Below are 15,669 nucleotides of genomic sequence, written 5' to 3' on the forward strand. Positions count from 1 at the left end.
TGGCGCCTCGTCCGGTGATTTCCCCTCTGGCTCTTCAATTCCGGTTCGGATTGTTCTAAGGAACTTCGATTGTTTCGCCTGCGGGCGAAGACGTATTGATGACGAGGTTTGCTTTCCAATGTTCGACGTGCTGAGAAAAATCGCCCAGACCTGGCTTGCCAAGGGTTTGTTGCTTCTTCTGGCGGCAGCCTTCGGTGTATGGGGCGTCGAACGTTCGCTCATCACCGGCGGCAACAGTAATACCGTGGTGACCGTCGGCGACCAGCACATCGATACCAACGAATTCCGCCTCGCCTATCGTCGCCAGATTCAGGCCATCAGCCAGCAATTGCGCATGCAGATCACGCCGGAACAGGCGCGCGCCTTCGGTATCGGACAGCAAACCGTGGCACAGCTCGTTGCTGGCGCTTCGCTCGATCAGCTTGCCGCCGATATGAGCCTCGGCCTTTCCCAGGACAGGCTCGCGCAGCTGATCGGCGACGATCCGGCCTTCAAGGCGCCGAACGGCGCTTTCGACCGGCAGAAATTCGAGATGCTTCTGCGCAACAGCAACATCTCGCCCGATGACTACATCAAGGAGCGCAGCAAGGTTGCGGTCCGCGGCCAGATCGTCGAAGCGGTGTCGAACGGCTTTGTCGCCCCGAAGGCCCTGGTCGACGCCGTCAAGCAGTATCACGACGAGAACCGCAGCATCGACTACCTGCTGCTCACCAACGCCAACATCGACCCTGTCAAGGCACCGGCCGACGACGTGTTGTCCAAATGGTTTGAGGGTGTGAAGTCGAAGTACCGTGCTCCCGAATATCGGAAGTTCGCCTATGTGAAATTGCAGGCCGAGGATCTTGCCGATCCCGCAAGCGTGTCGGACGATGAGGTGCGCACCCAGTTCGACAAACGCAAGGACAGCTACACGACGCCGGCAACGCGCACGATCGAACAGCTGACCTTCGCCAACAAGGATCTGGCCAATGCGGCCGCCGACGCGCTGAAGACCGGCACGACATTCGATCAGCTGGTTTCCGATCAGGGCAAGAAGCCTTCGGACGTGCTACTCGGTACGTTCACCAAGGATCAGGTTCCGGACAAGACGATTGCCGAAGCTGCCTTCGCCGTCGCCAAGGATGGCGGCACGACGCCCGTCGTCGACGGTTCGTTCGGCCCGGTCATCTTGCGTGTCACGAACGTGAAGGCCGAAACCGCGAAGAACTTCGACGATGTCAAGGAAGACATCCGCAAGCAGATCGCGCTCAGCAATGCCGCCAATGAAATCACCAGCGTCCATGACAAGTTCGAGGACCTGCGCGGATCCGGCATCTCGCTGCAGGAGGCTGCAACGCAGCTGAAGCTGAAGACGGTCACGATCGATTCGATCGACGCGACCGGCCTCGATCAGACCGGCAACGAGGTCAAGGATCTGCCCGCAAAGCAGCAACTGCTTTCGGAGGTCTTCAAGGCTGAACAGGGCGGCAATCCCGCGCCGTTGACGGTCGGCAACGATGGCTATGTCTGGTACGACATACTGGGCGTCACGCCCGATCACGATCGTTCGCTTGCCGATGTTCGGGAGAAGGCCGTTGCCGACTGGACCGCAGCGCAGCAGAAGATTGCGCTTGCCGCCAAGGCCACCGAGCTGAAGCAGGAGGCGCAGAAGGGCAAGTCGCTTGCCGATATCGCCGCGCCGCTCGGGATCGCCGTCGAAAGCAAGGCCAACGTCATGCGCTCGACGGATGATCCGGTTCTCGGTCGTGGCGGCATCGCCGCCGCCTTCTCCGGCCCTGTCGATACGGCCGCCAGTGCCGTCGGCGCCGATGACACGACGCAGATCCTGCTCAAGGTCACCGACGTCAACGACAACCCGACGACCGATGCCCTGAGCAATGACGATCAGCAGATCGCTCAGATCGCCAATGCCGCCGGCGACGACATCCTCGACCAGATGGTCGGCCAGCTGCAGTCCAAATACGCCGTCACGGTCAATCAGAGCCTCGCCGAACAGGCGATGTCCCGCTAGGCCCGGTCGGGAGGATGGATAACCAATGGCCGAACTGAAACCTTTCCTCGCCAAGGTCGCCAATCGCGAGGCGCTGACGCGGGACGAAGCCCGGCAGGCATTCGAGATCCTGATGTCGGGCGAAGCGACACCGTCGCAGATCGGCGCTTTCCTGATGGCGCTGCGCGTGCGCGGCGAAACGGTCGACGAAATCGTCGGCGCCGTCACCACGATGCGCGCCAAGATGCTGTCGGTGGAAGCGCCAGCTGACGCCATCGATATCGTCGGCACGGGCGGCGACGGCGTCGGCACCTACAACATCTCGACGCTGGCGGCATTCATCGTTGCCGGCGCAGGCGTGCCGGTAGCAAAGCACGGCAACCGTGCCCAGAGCTCCAAGGCCGGCACAGCCGACACGCAGTCCGTGCTCGGCATTAAGCTCGATATCGGTCCCGAGGTGATTGCCCGCTGCATTCGCGAAGCCGGCATAGGCTTCATGTTCGCGCAATTACATCATTCGTCGATGCGCCATGTCGGCCCTTCCCGGGTCGAGCTGGGCACGCGCACGATCTTCAATCTGTTGGGGCCGTTGTCGAACCCGGCCGGTGCGCGCCGTCAGCTGCTCGGCGTCTTCGCGCCGCAATGGGTCGTACCGCTTGCCGAAGTGCTGAAGGACCTGAATGCCGAAAGCGTTTGGGTCGTGCACGGCAATGGCTTGGACGAGATCACCACGACCGGCACGACCTCGGTCGCTGCACTTGAAGACGGCAAGATCCGTACCTTCGAACTGACGCCTGGTGACTTTGGCCTGCAGCATGCCGATCTTGCCGACCTCAAGGGCGGCGATGGCATCGCCAACGCCGCAGCGCTCCGAGATGTGCTCAGTGGTGCGAAGAACGCCTATCGCGACATTGCTCTTGCCAATGCAGCCGCATCGCTTGTCATTGCCGGCAAGGCGGAAACGCTTCATGATGGCATGAAGCTCGCGGCCCAGTCGCTCGACAGCGGCGCGACCGCCGTTGCACTGGAAAAGCTGATCGCCGTCTCCAACGAGGAAGAATAGGTTCAGGACATCATGACCGATATCCTTCAGAAGATCGAAGCCTACAAGCGCGAGGAAATCGCAGCGGCCAAGGCCAAGGTTCCCCTTGCCGATCTCAAGGCTATGCAGGCAGGTCAGTCCGCGCCGCGTGGCTTCCACAAGGCACTTCTCGCCAAGCAGAGCGCAGGCGTTTTCGGTCTGATTGCCGAAATCAAGAAGGCAAGTCCGTCGAAGGGACTGATCCGCCCAGACTTCGACCCGCCTGCCCTCGCCAAAGCCTATGAGGCCGGTGGTGCAGCCTGCCTTTCGGTACTGACGGATACCCCAAGCTTCCAGGGCGCTCCCGAATTCCTGACGGCAGCGCGCGCCGCCTGCTCCTTGCCGGCACTGCGCAAGGATTTCATGTTCGACACCTACCAGGTGCAGGAAGCCCGCGCCTGGGGCGCCGACTGCATCCTGCTGATCATGGCCTCGCTCTCGGATGACGACGCGCAGCGACTGCAGGACGAAGCCTTCGGCCTCGGCATGGACGTGCTGGTCGAGGTTCATGATCCCGAGGAGATGGAACGGGCGCTGAAACTGTCCTCGCCGCTGATCGGCATCAACAACCGCAATCTGCGTACCTTCGAGGTCAGCCTCACGGTCAGCGAAACCTTGGCGACCATGGTGCCTGAGGGCCGATTGATGGTCGGCGAGAGCGGTGTCTTCACCCATGCCGATTGCAAGCGCCTTGAAGCCGTCGGTATCACCACCTTCCTCGTCGGCGAAAGCCTGATGCGCAAGGATGATGTGACGGCGGCGACGCGACTGTTGCTGAACGGTGAAACCGGCGTTCTGGCGGCCGAGTGAGATGAGCACCGAGAAGTCCGGCCTCACCCATATCGACGCCTCAGGCGAAGCGCATATGGTCGATGTCGGCGACAAGGCCGAAACGGCGCGCAGCGCCACCGCCACAGGCTACGTCCGGATGAAGACGGAAACGCTGGCGCTGATCCGCGATGGCAATGCCAAGAAGGGCGATGTCATCGGCACGGCGCGGCTCGCTGGCATCATGGCAGCCAAACAGACATCCAATCTCATTCCCCTATGCCATCCGCTGATGCTGACCAAGGTCGCGGTCGATATCGTCGAAGATGCCGCCCTGCCCGGCCTGCGCGTGACCGCGACGGCAAAGCTCACCGGCCGCACCGGCGTCGAGATGGAGGCGCTGACGGCGGTCTCCGTCGCTTGCTTGACGATCTATGATATGGCCAAGGCCGCTGACCGAATGATGGAAATCGGCGGCATAATGCTATTGGAGAAATCCGGCGGCAAATCCGGGGATTTCCGCCATCCGGGGGCCTGACGCATGAGCCTGTTACCCGTTGCCGAAGCACAAGCGCGCCTGCTGAACAGTGCGACGCCGCTTCATCGTTTCGAAAGCGTTCCGCTCGATATGGCTGAAGGTAGGGTGTTGGCCAGGGATCTGGCAGCGCGCCTGACGCAGCCGCCCTTCGATGCCTCTGCTATGGATGGCTATGCCCTGCGTTTCGAGGATGCGGCAACGCCCGGCTCGGAACTGCAGGTTATCGGTGTGTCCGCCGCAGGCCGCGCCTTCGAAGGAACCGTCGGCAAGGGCGAGGCTGTGCGCATCTTCACCGGTGCACCGGTTCCGGCGGGTGCCGATTCGGTGCTCCTGCAGGAGGATGCGGGGCGGCTGGAAGGCGATCGCATTCGCACCACCTACCCCATCCGCCAGGGACAACATATACGCCCACGTGGCCAGGATTTCCTCGAGGATGAAGTCGTGCTGCAGGCCGGCACGGTGATGGATTTCTCCCGGCTCACCGTTGCCGCCGCCATGAATCATCCGGCGCTGGATGTCTATCGCCGACCTCTGGTTGCTATCCTTGCGACTGGCGATGAGCTGGTGGTGCCGGGCAGCGAGCCGGGTCCTTCGCAGATCGTTGCATCGAATACGTTCGGCATTGCCGCGCTGGCGCGCAATGCAGGAGCCCATGTGCTGGATCTTGGCATTGTCCCTGACAATAGCGATGAAATCACCGCCGCGATCGGCCGCGCACGGGTGGCAAAGGCCGATATCATCGTCACGCTTGGCGGCGCCTCCGTCGGCGATCACGATCTGGTGCAGGCAACCATGATTGCCGCCGGCATGCAGCTCGATTTCTGGCGCATCGCCATGCGCCCCGGCAAGCCGCTGATGGTCGGCAGTCTTGGCGAAGTTCATGTCCTGGGCCTGCCCGGCAATCCCGTCTCCAGCCTCGTTTGCGGGCTGCTGTTTCTCGAACCCTTGATCCGCAAGCTCGCATCCCTGCCGCCGGTAAAGCGCGACGGCGTCGCGAAGGCGGCCGCTCTTTTTGCGGCGAACGATCAGCGCCAGGATTATATGCGCGCCACCCTGACGAAGGCTACCGAGGGCGGCTGGCTCGTCGAGCCTTTCTCCAAGCAGGATTCTTCGATGATGAAGGTCTTTTCGCGCGCCGATTGCCTTGTCGTGCGGCCGCCGCACGCGCCGGAACTTGCCGTTGGCTCTCCCTGCCCGGTCATAGTCTTGCGGCCGGACCTACTGGGTTAAGCCGGACAAGGAAAAGCCGGGAGGTTTGACCCACCCGGCTCATATTTCATTAAATCCCAGAAAGGATTACTTGACGGGCTTCTCGTGATGGCCGCCGAAGCCGGCGCGCATCGCGGAGAGAACCTTGTTGGCGTAATCGTCGTTGCCGCGCGACGCGAAGCGGCCATAGAGCGCGGCACTGAGCACCGGCGTCGGCACGCCTTCGTCGATCGCGGCGGAGATCGTCCAGCGACCTTCGCCGGAGTCCGAAACGCGGCCGGCATATTGCGACAGGGCAGCATCGCCATGCAGCGCATCGGCAGTGAGGTCGAGCAGCCAGGAGGTGATCACGCTGCCACGGCGCCAGACTTCGCTGATTTCGGCGATGTCAAGATCGTACTGATAATATTGCGGATGGGCGATCGGCGCCGTTTCGGCATCTTTCTCGGCGTCCAACTTGCCGACATTGGCGTGGCGCAATACGTTCAGGCCTTCGGCATAGGCAGCCATCAGGCCGTATTCGATGCCGTTGTGGACCATCTTGACGAAGTGGCCGGCGCCGGACGGGCCGCAATGCAGATAGCCCTGCTCCGCAGTACTGTTCCTGGAGGCTTCCTCGGAGCGTTGCTTCGAGGGAAGTACGTCGCCGACACCAGGCGCAAGCGTCGCGAAGATCGGCGAGAGATGTTCGATCGTTTCCTTCTCGCCGCCGATCATCAGGCAATAGCCGCGCTGCAGGCCGAAAACGCCGCCGCTCGTGCCAACGTCGGCATAATGAATGCCCTTGGACTTCAGCTCTTCGGCGCGGCGAATGTCGTCATGATAGTAGGAATTGCCGCCGTCAATGACGATGTCGCCTTCTTCCAGCAACGGAACGATCGACGCCAGTTCCTGATCGACGATCGCGGCCGGCAGCATCAGCCAGACGACGCGCGGTTTCGCGAGCTTCGATACGAAATCTTCGAGCGACTTGCTGCCGGTGGCGCCGAGCTGCTCGAGCGCCGCGATGCTTTCCGCACGCGCATCGAAAACAACCGCGCTGTGGCCGCCCTTCATCAGGCGCTGCACCATGTTGTTGCCCATGCGGCCAAGGCCAATCATTCCGATTTGCATATGTCAGTCTCCTAGGACGGTTTTAATCGTTTTGAATACTCAATAGAGACATTTCGCAGGATTTTCCAATGAACAAATGACGGGCGAGCTATGCGTGGGCCAGACAGCGGAGAAAATTTACTGTCCTCACGCATCTGTGATATCGCACATTGAAACCTCCCACCTTTTGGCATGATCGCGCTTTGCCGTCTCCAATGGAAGCTGTATTTTACGCTCCGCCCACGTTGATGAATCAAGGGATTCTGCCTGCCCAAATTGCTCTCATACAGCGCCGGAATTTGATGTAGGATTGCCGTAACCGATAATCGTTCCCGGGTTCTGTGTTGCGTAATTCCCTGTAGCCGGCGCTCAACGTAAAGCGCCAAAGGAGAGGCATATGGCTGCGTCGCTGAAACTGCCGCTCGTTCCCGCCTCGTTCTTTAGTATTGTTTTGGGGCTTTCCGGGCTTGCCAATGCCTGGCGCGTTGGTGCGCGCATCTGGCAACTGCCGGTGGTGGTCGGCGAGGTGCTGACCTTTGTCAGTTTCGCCGTGTGGCTGCTGCTTATCGTGCTTTTTCTGTTGAAATGGATGATGGCTCGTGAGGAAGCCTTCAAGGAGGTGGCACATCCTGTCCAGTGCTGCTTTATCGGTCTCGTCGGGGTGACCACCATGCTCGTGGCCGGCGGGCTGTTGCCTTATTCCCGCATCGGCGCGGAAACCATATTTCTTGTCGGTGCCGCCTACACGCTTGCCTTCTCGTTTTGGCGTACCGGCGGCCTGTGGCATGGCGAGCGCGATATTGCTGCAACAACCGCCGTGCTTTATCTGCCGAGTGGTGCGGGATGTTTCGTTACCGCCATCGTCGGCGCGGCTCTCGGATTTCCTGGATGGGCGCAGCTTTTCTTCGGCGCCGGATTCTTCAGCTGGCTCGCGATCGAATCCGCTTTGTTGCATCGTCTGTTGACGGGACCGGCACTGTCCCCGCCGCTGCGGCCGACACTCGGCATCCAGCTGGCGCCGCCCACCGTCGGTGCCCTTGCTTATATCAGCGTGACGCAGGGACCGGCCGACACTCTCGTGCATGCTATGATTGGCTATGGCCTGCTGCAGGCTCTGATCCTGCTTCGCCTCCTGCCCTGGATCACGAAGGAACCCTTCAGCCTGGCCTATTGGGCCTTCACCTTCGGTGCAACGGCGCTGGCGACGGCTCCGATGCGGTTGATCGAGCGCGGAGATACCGGTCCCGTTGTGCAACTTGCTCCCATCCTCTTCATCGCAGCCAACATCGTCGTCGTTTTGGTCGCCGCAGCAACGATCTGGCTGATTGTCAGCCGCAAGCTGGTTATCGGTTGGATGGATCTCCCGCATCGCGATGCCGGCGCCGTCGGCCAGGGTTGATAGTGTCTGTGTCTACCAGTCAGGAGCTAATATGCTGGATCATGTGACGATCGGTGTACGGGATTTGGAAAGATCGAGGATCTTCTATGATGCCATCCTACACCCTCTCGGCATCGAACGTCTTTATGCCGAAGGCGAGACCTTTGCGGGCTACGGGATCAGACCGAAGGCATTCTTCTGGATCGGCCAGCGTGCAGTGCTTCAATCCGGCGCACACGTCGCCTTTACTGCCGAAAACAGGGAGATCGTCGATCGATTTCACCAAGCCGCGCTTGCAGCCGGCGGCGTGGATAACGGCGCGCCGGGTGTCCGCGCTCACTATCATCCCAATTACTATGGCGCTTTCATCCTCGATCCGGACGGCCACAATATCGAAGCGGTTTGTCACCTGGCGGTGAGTTAAGCGTCGCGGTCCCATGCCGCGCGCTATTGCACTGGCGGGCCGACATAGCGCGCACGCGGCCGAATGAGCCGCCCGCTCGTCACCTGCTCGATCGCATGCGCAAGCCAGCCGACAGTGCGGGCGAGCGCGAAGATGATCAATGGCGCATCCTGTGGCAGGTGATAGGCGTGGGCCATCGCCGTCAGGGCAAAGTCAACATTGACGCGTTCGCCGACCAGCTGCTCGCCGGCATCGCGAACCCTAGCAAACAAGGGCGGCAGCGTGAAGCAACGAAGCAAGGCTTCGGCGCGGGCATCGACATCCGGATAGAGCGGATGACCGAAGGCCGGCAGCGGCCGCCCTTCCGACAGGTAGCTGCGCACCGCCTCCTCCGCGCCGATCGCAGCCGCTCTGGCGATCAATGAGCGCACGCTTTGCCACGCACCGCCGTGCAGCGGACCGGTCAGCGTCGAAAGGCCGGACAGGGTGGCCGCGGATAATGTCGCGCCGGCGGAAGCCGTGATTCGCGCCGTGAAGGTCGAGGCATTCAACTCGTGATCCGCAAGCAGCACGAAACAGCGGCGTATGAGATCCGCTGCGTCGGGACGATCCCACGCAACGGCAAGACGCTGATGCAGAGGCAGGCCCGACGCGCCCGGTGCCAGGGCCTGGGCGACAGTGCTGAAGACACTTTCGGCCTCGCGCTGCAAGGCCGGCAGCGAGCGCCCGAGCGATGGCAGGTCGCTTGTCGCGCGTTCGGCAAGCGCCGAGAATGCGGCATTCAGGGACGGAGGCGTGCGTGGGGTCTCACCCTCCTCCAGCCGCAATGGACGTTTCATGTCCCAGAGCAGCAGCGCGATCTCTTCAAGGGCTGCGCTCTCGGCAAGCATCGTCGCATCCTGCCCGCGATAGAAAAGCCGCCCGCTCGAAACCGTCGACAGCGCCGAGGGCAGCACCGGATTACCCCATTGGATGGCCTCGGCGGCGACCGCCTCCGTCTTGCGCCGGCCGGCATGGCGGGTCGCCAATCGCTTCACATCGTCAGCGAAATAGAGGCTGCGCCGTGTGTCCGCAGGATCCGGCTTCGCACGAATGCGGCCGCGGCTGACATTGGCGTAGAGTGTCTGTGATTTCGTTCCCAGCAGGTGCAGCGCCTGCTCCGCCGTCAGCCAGCTCATCATTCTCTCATATTGATCAATTGCATCAAGATTGACGTCAATAAAAATAGGCCCGATCTAAACGGATAGTCAAAGGAGAACAGTGATGAAAAGTGGTCTTGAAGATGTCATTGCCGCAGAAACCAAGCTATCCGACGTCGATGGCGCGGCCGGCCGGCTGATCATACGCGGCGTGTCGCTCGATGATCTGGTGGCGACCAGCCGCTTCGAGGATGTCGCGGCGCTGCTGCTCGATGGCCTGTTCGACGAACACATCGATGCAACGTCCATCAGAACGCAGCTTGGAGCGGCGCGCGTTGCGCTCTTCTCCCATGTGGAGGCGGCAGCAGATGCCACCCTGCTCGCTCTGCCGCCGGTGGACGCTGTGCGGGCGCTACTGGCGCGCATCGAGGATGGCGAGGATTTCGCCAGCGCCATCCGCCTGATGGCAGCGCCGGCCGTCTTCCTGCCGGCCGTATTGCGGCTGCAGAAGGGCGATGCGCCGATCAAGCCGGATGCTTCATTGTCCCAATCCGCGGACATCCTGCGCATGCTGACGGGCCGTGTGCCGACGGCCGAGCAGACCGCCGGGCTGGACGCCTATCTCGTGACGATTTCCGACCATGGCCTCAACGCATCGACATTCGCTTCGCGTGTCATCGCCTCCACCCATGCTGGCCTGACCTCTTCCGTGCTGGCGGCGATCAGCGCCCTCAAGGGACCGTTGCATGGCGGTGCGCCTGGCCCTGTGCTCGATATGCTTGATGGCGTGGGTAAGCCTGAAAACGCGCGTGAATGGCTGTCGCACGCGCTCGATCACGGCGAGCGGTTGATGGGTTTCGGCCATCGCATCTATCGTGTCCGCGACCCGCGCGCCGATGCACTGAAGACCGCGCTGAAACCGATCTTCGCGAGCGGCCAGGCGGATGCCGGACGCATCGCACTGGCAGAGGCGATCGAGGCGGCGGCACTCGCACTCCTCAAGGAGCGCAAGCCGGATCGCCCGTTGGAAACCAATGTCGAATATTATACCGCGCTGCTGCTTGATGCTCTCGGCTTCCCACGCAATGCCTTCACCGGTGTCTTCGCGATCGGTCGTACCGTCGGCTGGATTGCCCATGCGCGTGAACAGACGCTCGACGGACGTCTCATCCGCCCGCAGTCTCGCTATGTCGGCCCTCTGCCAAAGGCAGCATAAGAGGCCTATCAGGATCGACGCTCAGGCGGCCACGGAGTGACGCGGCCGCATCAGTCCCTCACGGATGTGGCGGGCAAGCTCCAATGCCTGCGGAGTCACATCGCCTTTGGGCAAATGCAGGTTGATCGCGAAAACCGGCAGCTCGGGCAGGCCCTCCTCGACGGAAAGAATGTCGAGATCGGCTGGAACGGTGGAAGCCAGCCATGCGGTAACAGCCAGATCCGTGCGCACCGTCGCGGTGGTCGCCTCGATATTGCCATTCTCGAACACCGTCCGCCAGCGTCGCGCCAGTGTGGCGGCCGCCGGACTTGGCAGCGTCTTGATGGCTCTGCCCGTCTTGCAGATCGCAATGAAGACGCTCGGTTCGCTCTATCTGATCTGGCTCGCCACGCGGATCGGCAGAAGCGGGCAGCCACATGGCGCCGGTCGGATAGCGAAGCCCACGAGCTTTGTCGCCGGTGTCTGGATGTTGTGGCACAATCCGAAGGGTTGGGCGATGACGGTCGGCGCGGCCGCCTCATTCGCCGCCCTGGCGAGTAGTCCTGCCACTCTCGCGCTCCTGCTTGGCCTGCCCTTCTGTCTCGTCGCCGCATTCTCGCTGGCGGTCTGGTGCGTTCTCGGACAGATGCTCGGGCGTTTTCTGAAAACGGCGTGGCAATGGCGCGTGCTCAATATCTCGCTCGCCTGCCTGCTCGTGATATCAATTATCCCCATGTGGCGCGGATGAAGCCTGAAATCTTAAGGACGTTCCGGATCATGCCTGCCGCGCCAGAGCCATATGGCCAAGGACCCGGCGCGGCCACGCAAGCTTGTTTCGATCGGGCCGTCGAGCTTGCCTTCCATAAAGGGCGCACTGTCGCGGCCGGCGGAATGCAGCAGGTCATCGCTGATGGCGATCTCGGCGCGATTGCGGGCGGCCACCTCCATCAGGCGGCTTGCAATGTTGACCGTGTCGCCGGTCGCCGTAATCTGTTGGCGGCCACCACCGCCGAGCCTGGAGGCGACGATGGTGCCGAAATGCGCGCCGATCTTGAAGCCGATGCGGGATGCGGTTGCCTTCGGCATCGCTGCGAGCCAGCCTCTCATCCGGTCGGCAAGGCGAATGCAACAGCGCGCCGCATTGGCCGGGTCGGTTCGCTTCGGCTGCGGTAGGCCGAAGAGGATCATGGCGCCATCGCCCATGAAGCTGGTGATGGCGCCGCCACTGGCAGTCACTTCCTCGTCGACGAGATAGTAGAAGCCGTTCAGCAAGTCCCGTACGGCCGCGGGGCCGATCGTCTCGCTGAGACCCGTGAAGCCGTTGATGTCGATGAAGACCACTGCCGCTTCCTGATGCACCGGCTCTGCAAGAAAGCCGGGATCGCGGGCAAGATGTTCGGCAAGACCGGGCGCCTGGATGCGCTGCAGCAGTTCGCTCTGCTCGGCGAAGCGCCCGGCCTGCCTGCGGCCGAGCCAAAGCTGGGCTGCGCCGAAGAGCAGCGCTGGCGGCACCGTCGCGGCGATCGGCAGGGCGCCGCTCAGCCAGATCCCATGTTTGAAGACGTTGACGTTGATCGCCAGCCAGGCAAGGACGACGCAGAGTGCCATGATAAGGCCGATGGTGTTGCGCCGCCAGGAGAGCAGGCTGACAACGAGGACCGGCAGACCGACGGCAAAATAGAGGTCGATGAAACGAACGCCGCGATCGCGCACCAAGCCATCCCCGGCGATCAGATGCGTGATCGAGGTGGAGATGACTTCGACGCCCGGCAGCACCGGATCGAAGGGTGTCGGAAAGACATCGCCGCCGCCGGTAACGGTAGCACCGATGACGACGATATGATCTCTGATCGCCTCCTCCGGCAACTGCCCGTTCAGCGCCGCGCTGGCGCTGATAGTGCGGATCGTGCCGCGCGGTCCATAGAACGAGAGCGGCATGAGATAGCCGCTATCGGTATGGACGGAACGGTCACCGAGCTTGATATGGTCGGAGATGACAGTTGGGTGTTCGCCGGTCGCCGCGGAAACGACGCGCAGCGAGAAGGACGGTTCGATCCGCTCGCCGCTGCGAAACAGCATGGGCACGAAGCGCGGCGTTCCCGTCTTGTCGGTCTGTACATTGACGACGCCATAACTTGCTGCATCCGCGAACCGCTGCTGCGGCTCCAGGAATTGTAGTGCGCTCGGCACGCGGGCGAGAGGTTCCTTGCTGTCATCGACAACGCGCTGGCGGCTTTCGGGAAAGATGCCGGCGGCGGCGAGCACGGCATTGGTCCGCTTGAGGGATTGCTCCAGTGCCGCATCGCCGGCCTCATCGCCGGGATCGAGCAAAAGCATGTCGAGCGCGACAGTTTTCGGCCCTAGCGCGGCGATGGCATCGACGATTTTGGCGAGCGTGACGCGGGGCAGCGGGTAATGTCCCGCCACCCGCGACGTCTCATCGTCAATGGCGACGATAGTGACGACATCGGGCGGTTTGCGGCTGCCGCCAACCGCATTCCTGAGATTCGTCAGCGTCGCCTCCGCGCTGTCGATAAAGGGAATGTCGCCGTGCAGATGCATGACGCCGAGGCCCAGACCCCAGAGAGCAGTCAAGATGAGCGCAATCAGCGTCTGCGGCGGCGGTCTGCGCATGGGCGTCAGAATCTCACTGGCTGAGGCGAGCCATCAACGCGTTTATGCGCGGCTGTCCCCAGGCCGTGACACGCAAAGGGGAGCGGCTGCGGTCGGCATCGACGCCCTGCCCTTGCCCGAGCGTGACGCCTTCCCCGGTCGAAACCTTGTTGACCGCGACGCGGCCGCGCAACACCAGCACGGAGGTCTTACCACGCTGCGCGTCGACCGCCCATCGCGTGCCGCGGACGGCAGCAATGGCCTGCGGCGTCACCACCTCGAACCCGCCTTGAACACGGCTGCCGTCGACATCGATCAGCGCCGCCTTGCTGTTGAGCACGATAGCATCCACCCGACCATCGTGATTCCGGTCCGCAAGCCGGTAGCGCGCGCCGCGCTCGACGGTAATGCTAAGCCCCGGTTCGCAACTCAGTGTCTGGCGCTCGGTGCTGACGGCCGGCCGCAGCGAGCAGTTCGCGGCGGCCTGCGCGGAGACCTGGTCGGCGCTGATGATGCATAGAACACCTGCCGCCAGCGCAACGCCGAGAATATCGCTTGTCTGGATCATGATCGTGGCCCCTCCTGCATGTAACTGGGGCCGCGCACGACGATTTCCAGTCACGGCATTCTCGATCCTTGGGATCGATGATGCGTCAGGAGCGGTTGATCTGCAAGCTGTCATACCCTCTGGCCTTATAGAGCACGGTCGAAACCAGCCAGCTCAGCAGGAAAATACCGACGACCGCGAAGCCGAAATTGGCAAGATTGTCGTTGAGCTCGCCGATGAAGCGCCAGAAACCGCCCTCGAGGCCGAGCTTGTCCGAAATAAGCCCCAGCGCCTCGATGCCGCCGATGAAGATGGCAACCACGACGGAAGCGGCTGTTATCGTCAGATTGTACCAGAGCTTGCGCACGGGCTTGACGAAGGCCCAGCCATAGGCGCCGGTCATCAGCGTGCTATCAAGCGTATCCATCAGCGACATGCCGGCAGTGAAGAGCGCCGGGAAAACCACGATCGTCCAGAACGATGTGCCCTGCGCCGCTTGTGCGGCGGAGATGCCGAGAAGTCCGATTTCCGTCGCCGTGTCGAAGCCGAGGCCGAAGAGAAAGCCGATCGGATACATATGCCAAGAGCGGGTGACGACCCTGAACATGGGGCGGAAGATGCGCGCCAGAAGGCCGCCGCCGGCGAGCAGCGCATCCAGATCTTCCTCGGCGATCCTCTCGCCCTTCTGCGCCCGCTTGAAGGCGGACCATACACCCTTGAGCACGAAGAGATTGGCGATACCGATGAGGAGCAGGAAGACCGCCGGGACGGTCGTGCCGATGACGCCGCCGACATCGTGGAAGGAATCGAGCTGGCTCTGCATGGCAGCCGCCGTCGCAGCAATCAGGATCGAGGCGATCACGACGATCGACGAGTGGCCGAGGGAAAAGAAGAAGCCGACTGCATAGGGCTGCTTCTTTTCCTGAATGAGCTTGCGCACGACATTGTCGATCGCAGCGATATGATCGGCATCGAAGGCATGGCGAAGGCCGAACATATAGGCGAGAAACGCAATGCCGAGCAGCGACGGCCTGTCTGAAAAAGCGACCCAGGCCCAGGTCCAGGCGGCAATGTTGAAGGCGATCAGAAGCGCAAAGGTAAAGGCAATCTTGGTTTTCGGCCTTTCGGCACGATCGTCAAATGGATTGAGGATCATACTTTTGTTCCCGTTATGCTTACTCGCACAGTGCCACGGAAACGGAAAAGGCGCGACAGTCAAATGACGTAGCTGCCGAAGTTTTTCGCAGTGTCGCAAAAATGGGCAGACCCGGCTTGATCGGGCCTTACCTTTCTGCTTGCTACTCTCCCTCGAGGGAATAACCCTCATCTGCCCAGCCGATCATGCCGCCGATCATGACCTTCACGCGCTTGCCGAGCGTGCCCAAGCGGAGAGCCGCCTTGTCGGTGCCGTTGCAATGCGGCCCGGCGCAATAGACGACGAACAGCGTGTTCTCGGGCCATTCGTCCATCTTGCGTGCCGTCATCTTGCCGTGTGGCAGGTTGATCGCACCGGGGATATGCCGCTCTTGAAACAAGGCCGGCCCGCGAACGTCGATCAGAACGAAATCCACATTGCCTGAGGTCATGGCCTGGCGCACATCTGAACAATCGGTCTCGAAGGCGAGTCTCCGGGCATAGTGCTCAGCGACGAGGTTCGGGTCTGCGGCGGGGATTTCACTGACTAAGGACATGGAACGCTCCTTCTTTTGTTCGGAG

Annotated in this window: 15 protein-coding genes and 1 pseudogene; 9 read left to right on the plus strand and 7 right to left on the minus strand. The window is 62.0% G+C overall.

What is annotated here, in order from left to right:
- The first annotated feature begins 118 nt into the window (after positions 1-118).
- Genes JTP94_RS22020 through glp form a run of 5 tightly spaced genes read left to right on the plus strand, consistent with a single transcriptional unit; the run spans position 119 to position 5,607 of the window.
- Positions 119-2,011 carry a peptidylprolyl isomerase gene (locus JTP94_RS22020; RefSeq protein ID WP_204852586.1) on the plus strand — a complete coding sequence of 631 codons (1,893 nt, stop codon included), beginning with the start codon at positions 119-121 and terminating at the stop codon, positions 2,009-2,011.
- Between the two features lie 25 nt (positions 2,012-2,036).
- Positions 2,037-3,053: an anthranilate phosphoribosyltransferase gene (gene trpD, locus JTP94_RS22025; protein ID WP_204852587.1), complete on the plus strand. Its 1,017-nt coding sequence runs from the start codon at positions 2,037-2,039 to the stop codon at positions 3,051-3,053.
- Between the two features lie 12 nt (positions 3,054-3,065).
- Positions 3,066-3,881 (plus strand): indole-3-glycerol phosphate synthase TrpC, encoded by an 816-nt coding sequence (gene trpC, locus JTP94_RS22030; protein ID WP_204852588.1) that lies wholly within the window; start codon positions 3,066-3,068, stop codon positions 3,879-3,881.
- A 1-nt stretch (position 3,882) separates the two neighbouring features.
- Positions 3,883-4,377 carry a cyclic pyranopterin monophosphate synthase MoaC gene (gene moaC, locus JTP94_RS22035; protein ID WP_204852589.1) on the plus strand — a complete coding sequence of 165 codons (495 nt, stop codon included), beginning with the start codon at positions 3,883-3,885 and terminating at the stop codon, positions 4,375-4,377.
- Between the two features lie 3 nt (positions 4,378-4,380).
- Positions 4,381-5,607, plus strand: a complete 1,227-nt coding sequence (gene glp, locus JTP94_RS22040) for a gephyrin-like molybdotransferase Glp (RefSeq protein ID WP_204852590.1) — start codon at positions 4,381-4,383, stop codon at positions 5,605-5,607.
- A gap of 66 nt (positions 5,608-5,673) precedes the next feature.
- On the opposite strand, the gene gnd is transcribed toward glp, so the two are convergent.
- The gene (gnd, locus tag JTP94_RS22045; protein ID WP_204852591.1) at positions 5,674-6,699 is read right to left on the minus strand and encodes a phosphogluconate dehydrogenase (NAD(+)-dependent, decarboxylating); all 1,026 of its coding nucleotides are present in this window, start codon (positions 6,697-6,699) and stop codon (positions 5,674-5,676) included.
- Between the two features lie 376 nt (positions 6,700-7,075).
- Between gnd and tehA the strand changes: the two genes are divergently transcribed.
- Together tehA and JTP94_RS22055 are read left to right on the plus strand one after the other, a co-directional pair.
- Complete coding sequence (tehA, locus tag JTP94_RS22050) at positions 7,076-8,077, plus strand: dicarboxylate transporter/tellurite-resistance protein TehA (RefSeq protein ID WP_204852592.1); 1,002 nt, start codon at positions 7,076-7,078, stop codon at positions 8,075-8,077.
- Between the two features lie 31 nt (positions 8,078-8,108).
- Complete coding sequence (locus JTP94_RS22055) at positions 8,109-8,480, plus strand: VOC family protein (protein WP_204852593.1); 372 nt, start codon at positions 8,109-8,111, stop codon at positions 8,478-8,480.
- 23 nt (positions 8,481-8,503) lie between these two features.
- Here the strand turns inward: JTP94_RS22055 and JTP94_RS22060 are convergent, their stop codons facing one another.
- Complete coding sequence (locus tag JTP94_RS22060) at positions 8,504-9,637, minus strand: citrate synthase (protein WP_204852594.1); 1,134 nt, start codon at positions 9,635-9,637, stop codon at positions 8,504-8,506.
- 85 nt (positions 9,638-9,722) lie between these two features.
- On the opposite strand from JTP94_RS22060, the gene JTP94_RS22065 reads away from it, so the two are divergent.
- Positions 9,723-10,814 (plus strand): citrate synthase/methylcitrate synthase, encoded by a 1,092-nt coding sequence (locus JTP94_RS22065; RefSeq protein WP_204852595.1) that lies wholly within the window; start codon positions 9,723-9,725, stop codon positions 10,812-10,814.
- Between the two features lie 21 nt (positions 10,815-10,835).
- On the opposite strand, the pseudogene JTP94_RS22070 reads toward JTP94_RS22065, so the two are convergent.
- Positions 10,836-11,093: pseudogene (locus tag JTP94_RS22070) on the minus strand (LysR family transcriptional regulator); the annotation flags it as partial.
- On the opposite strand from JTP94_RS22070, the gene JTP94_RS22075 reads away from it, so the two are divergent.
- Complete coding sequence (locus tag JTP94_RS22075) at positions 10,984-11,541, plus strand: LysE family transporter (RefSeq protein WP_204852596.1); 558 nt, start codon at positions 10,984-10,986, stop codon at positions 11,539-11,541. The pseudogene JTP94_RS22070 and the gene JTP94_RS22075 overlap by 110 nt on opposite strands.
- Positions 11,542-11,552: 11 nt before the next feature.
- Here JTP94_RS22075 and JTP94_RS22080 read toward each other — a convergent pair whose 3' ends face one another.
- The 4 genes from JTP94_RS22080 to JTP94_RS22095 form a co-directional block, all read right to left on the minus strand.
- Positions 11,553-13,427, minus strand: coding sequence for a CHASE2 domain-containing protein (locus JTP94_RS22080; protein WP_204852597.1), 1,875 nt, complete (start codon positions 13,425-13,427; stop codon positions 11,553-11,555).
- A 13-nt stretch (positions 13,428-13,440) separates the two neighbouring features.
- Positions 13,441-13,974 carry a FecR domain-containing protein gene (locus tag JTP94_RS22085; RefSeq protein ID WP_204852598.1) on the minus strand — a complete coding sequence of 178 codons (534 nt, stop codon included), beginning with the start codon at positions 13,972-13,974 and terminating at the stop codon, positions 13,441-13,443.
- An 85-nt stretch (positions 13,975-14,059) separates the two neighbouring features.
- Positions 14,060-15,109 carry a HoxN/HupN/NixA family nickel/cobalt transporter gene (locus JTP94_RS22090; RefSeq protein WP_204852599.1) on the minus strand — a complete coding sequence of 350 codons (1,050 nt, stop codon included), beginning with the start codon at positions 15,107-15,109 and terminating at the stop codon, positions 14,060-14,062.
- Positions 15,110-15,251: 142 nt separating this feature from the next.
- Positions 15,252-15,644 carry a rhodanese-like domain-containing protein gene (locus JTP94_RS22095; RefSeq protein WP_204852600.1) on the minus strand — a complete coding sequence of 131 codons (393 nt, stop codon included), beginning with the start codon at positions 15,642-15,644 and terminating at the stop codon, positions 15,252-15,254.
- Between the last annotated feature and the right edge of the window lie 25 nt (positions 15,645-15,669).

The sequence above is a fragment of the Martinezella lusitana genome, assembly GCF_016901135.1.
GTDB lineage: Bacteria > Pseudomonadota > Alphaproteobacteria > Rhizobiales > Rhizobiaceae > Rhizobium > Rhizobium lusitanum_D.

Coding starts and splice junctions, on each gene's coding strand:
- JTP94_RS22020 (WP_204852586.1), top strand. CDS start 119: ATGTTCGACGTGCTGAGAAAAATCGCCCAGACCTGGCTTGCCAAGGGT.
- trpD (WP_204852587.1), top strand. CDS start 2,037: ATGGCCGAACTGAAACCTTTCCTCGCCAAGGTCGCCAATCGCGAGGCG.
- trpC (WP_204852588.1), top strand. CDS start 3,066: ATGACCGATATCCTTCAGAAGATCGAAGCCTACAAGCGCGAGGAAATC.
- moaC (WP_204852589.1), top strand. CDS start 3,883: ATGAGCACCGAGAAGTCCGGCCTCACCCATATCGACGCCTCAGGCGAA.
- glp (WP_204852590.1), top strand. CDS start 4,381: ATGAGCCTGTTACCCGTTGCCGAAGCACAAGCGCGCCTGCTGAACAGT.
- gnd (WP_204852591.1), bottom strand. CDS start 6,699: ATGCAAATCGGAATGATTGGCCTTGGCCGCATGGGCAACAACATGGTG.
- tehA (WP_204852592.1), top strand. CDS start 7,076: ATGGCTGCGTCGCTGAAACTGCCGCTCGTTCCCGCCTCGTTCTTTAGT.
- JTP94_RS22055 (WP_204852593.1), top strand. CDS start 8,109: ATGCTGGATCATGTGACGATCGGTGTACGGGATTTGGAAAGATCGAGG.
- JTP94_RS22060 (WP_204852594.1), bottom strand. CDS start 9,637: ATGAGCTGGCTGACGGCGGAGCAGGCGCTGCACCTGCTGGGAACGAAA.
- JTP94_RS22065 (WP_204852595.1), top strand. CDS start 9,723: ATGAAAAGTGGTCTTGAAGATGTCATTGCCGCAGAAACCAAGCTATCC.
- JTP94_RS22075 (WP_204852596.1), top strand. CDS start 10,984: ATGTCGAGATCGGCTGGAACGGTGGAAGCCAGCCATGCGGTAACAGCC.
- JTP94_RS22080 (WP_204852597.1), bottom strand. CDS start 13,427: ATGCGCAGACCGCCGCCGCAGACGCTGATTGCGCTCATCTTGACTGCT.
- JTP94_RS22085 (WP_204852598.1), bottom strand. CDS start 13,974: ATGATCCAGACAAGCGATATTCTCGGCGTTGCGCTGGCGGCAGGTGTT.
- JTP94_RS22090 (WP_204852599.1), bottom strand. CDS start 15,109: ATGATCCTCAATCCATTTGACGATCGTGCCGAAAGGCCGAAAACCAAG.
- JTP94_RS22095 (WP_204852600.1), bottom strand. CDS start 15,644: ATGTCCTTAGTCAGTGAAATCCCCGCCGCAGACCCGAACCTCGTCGCT.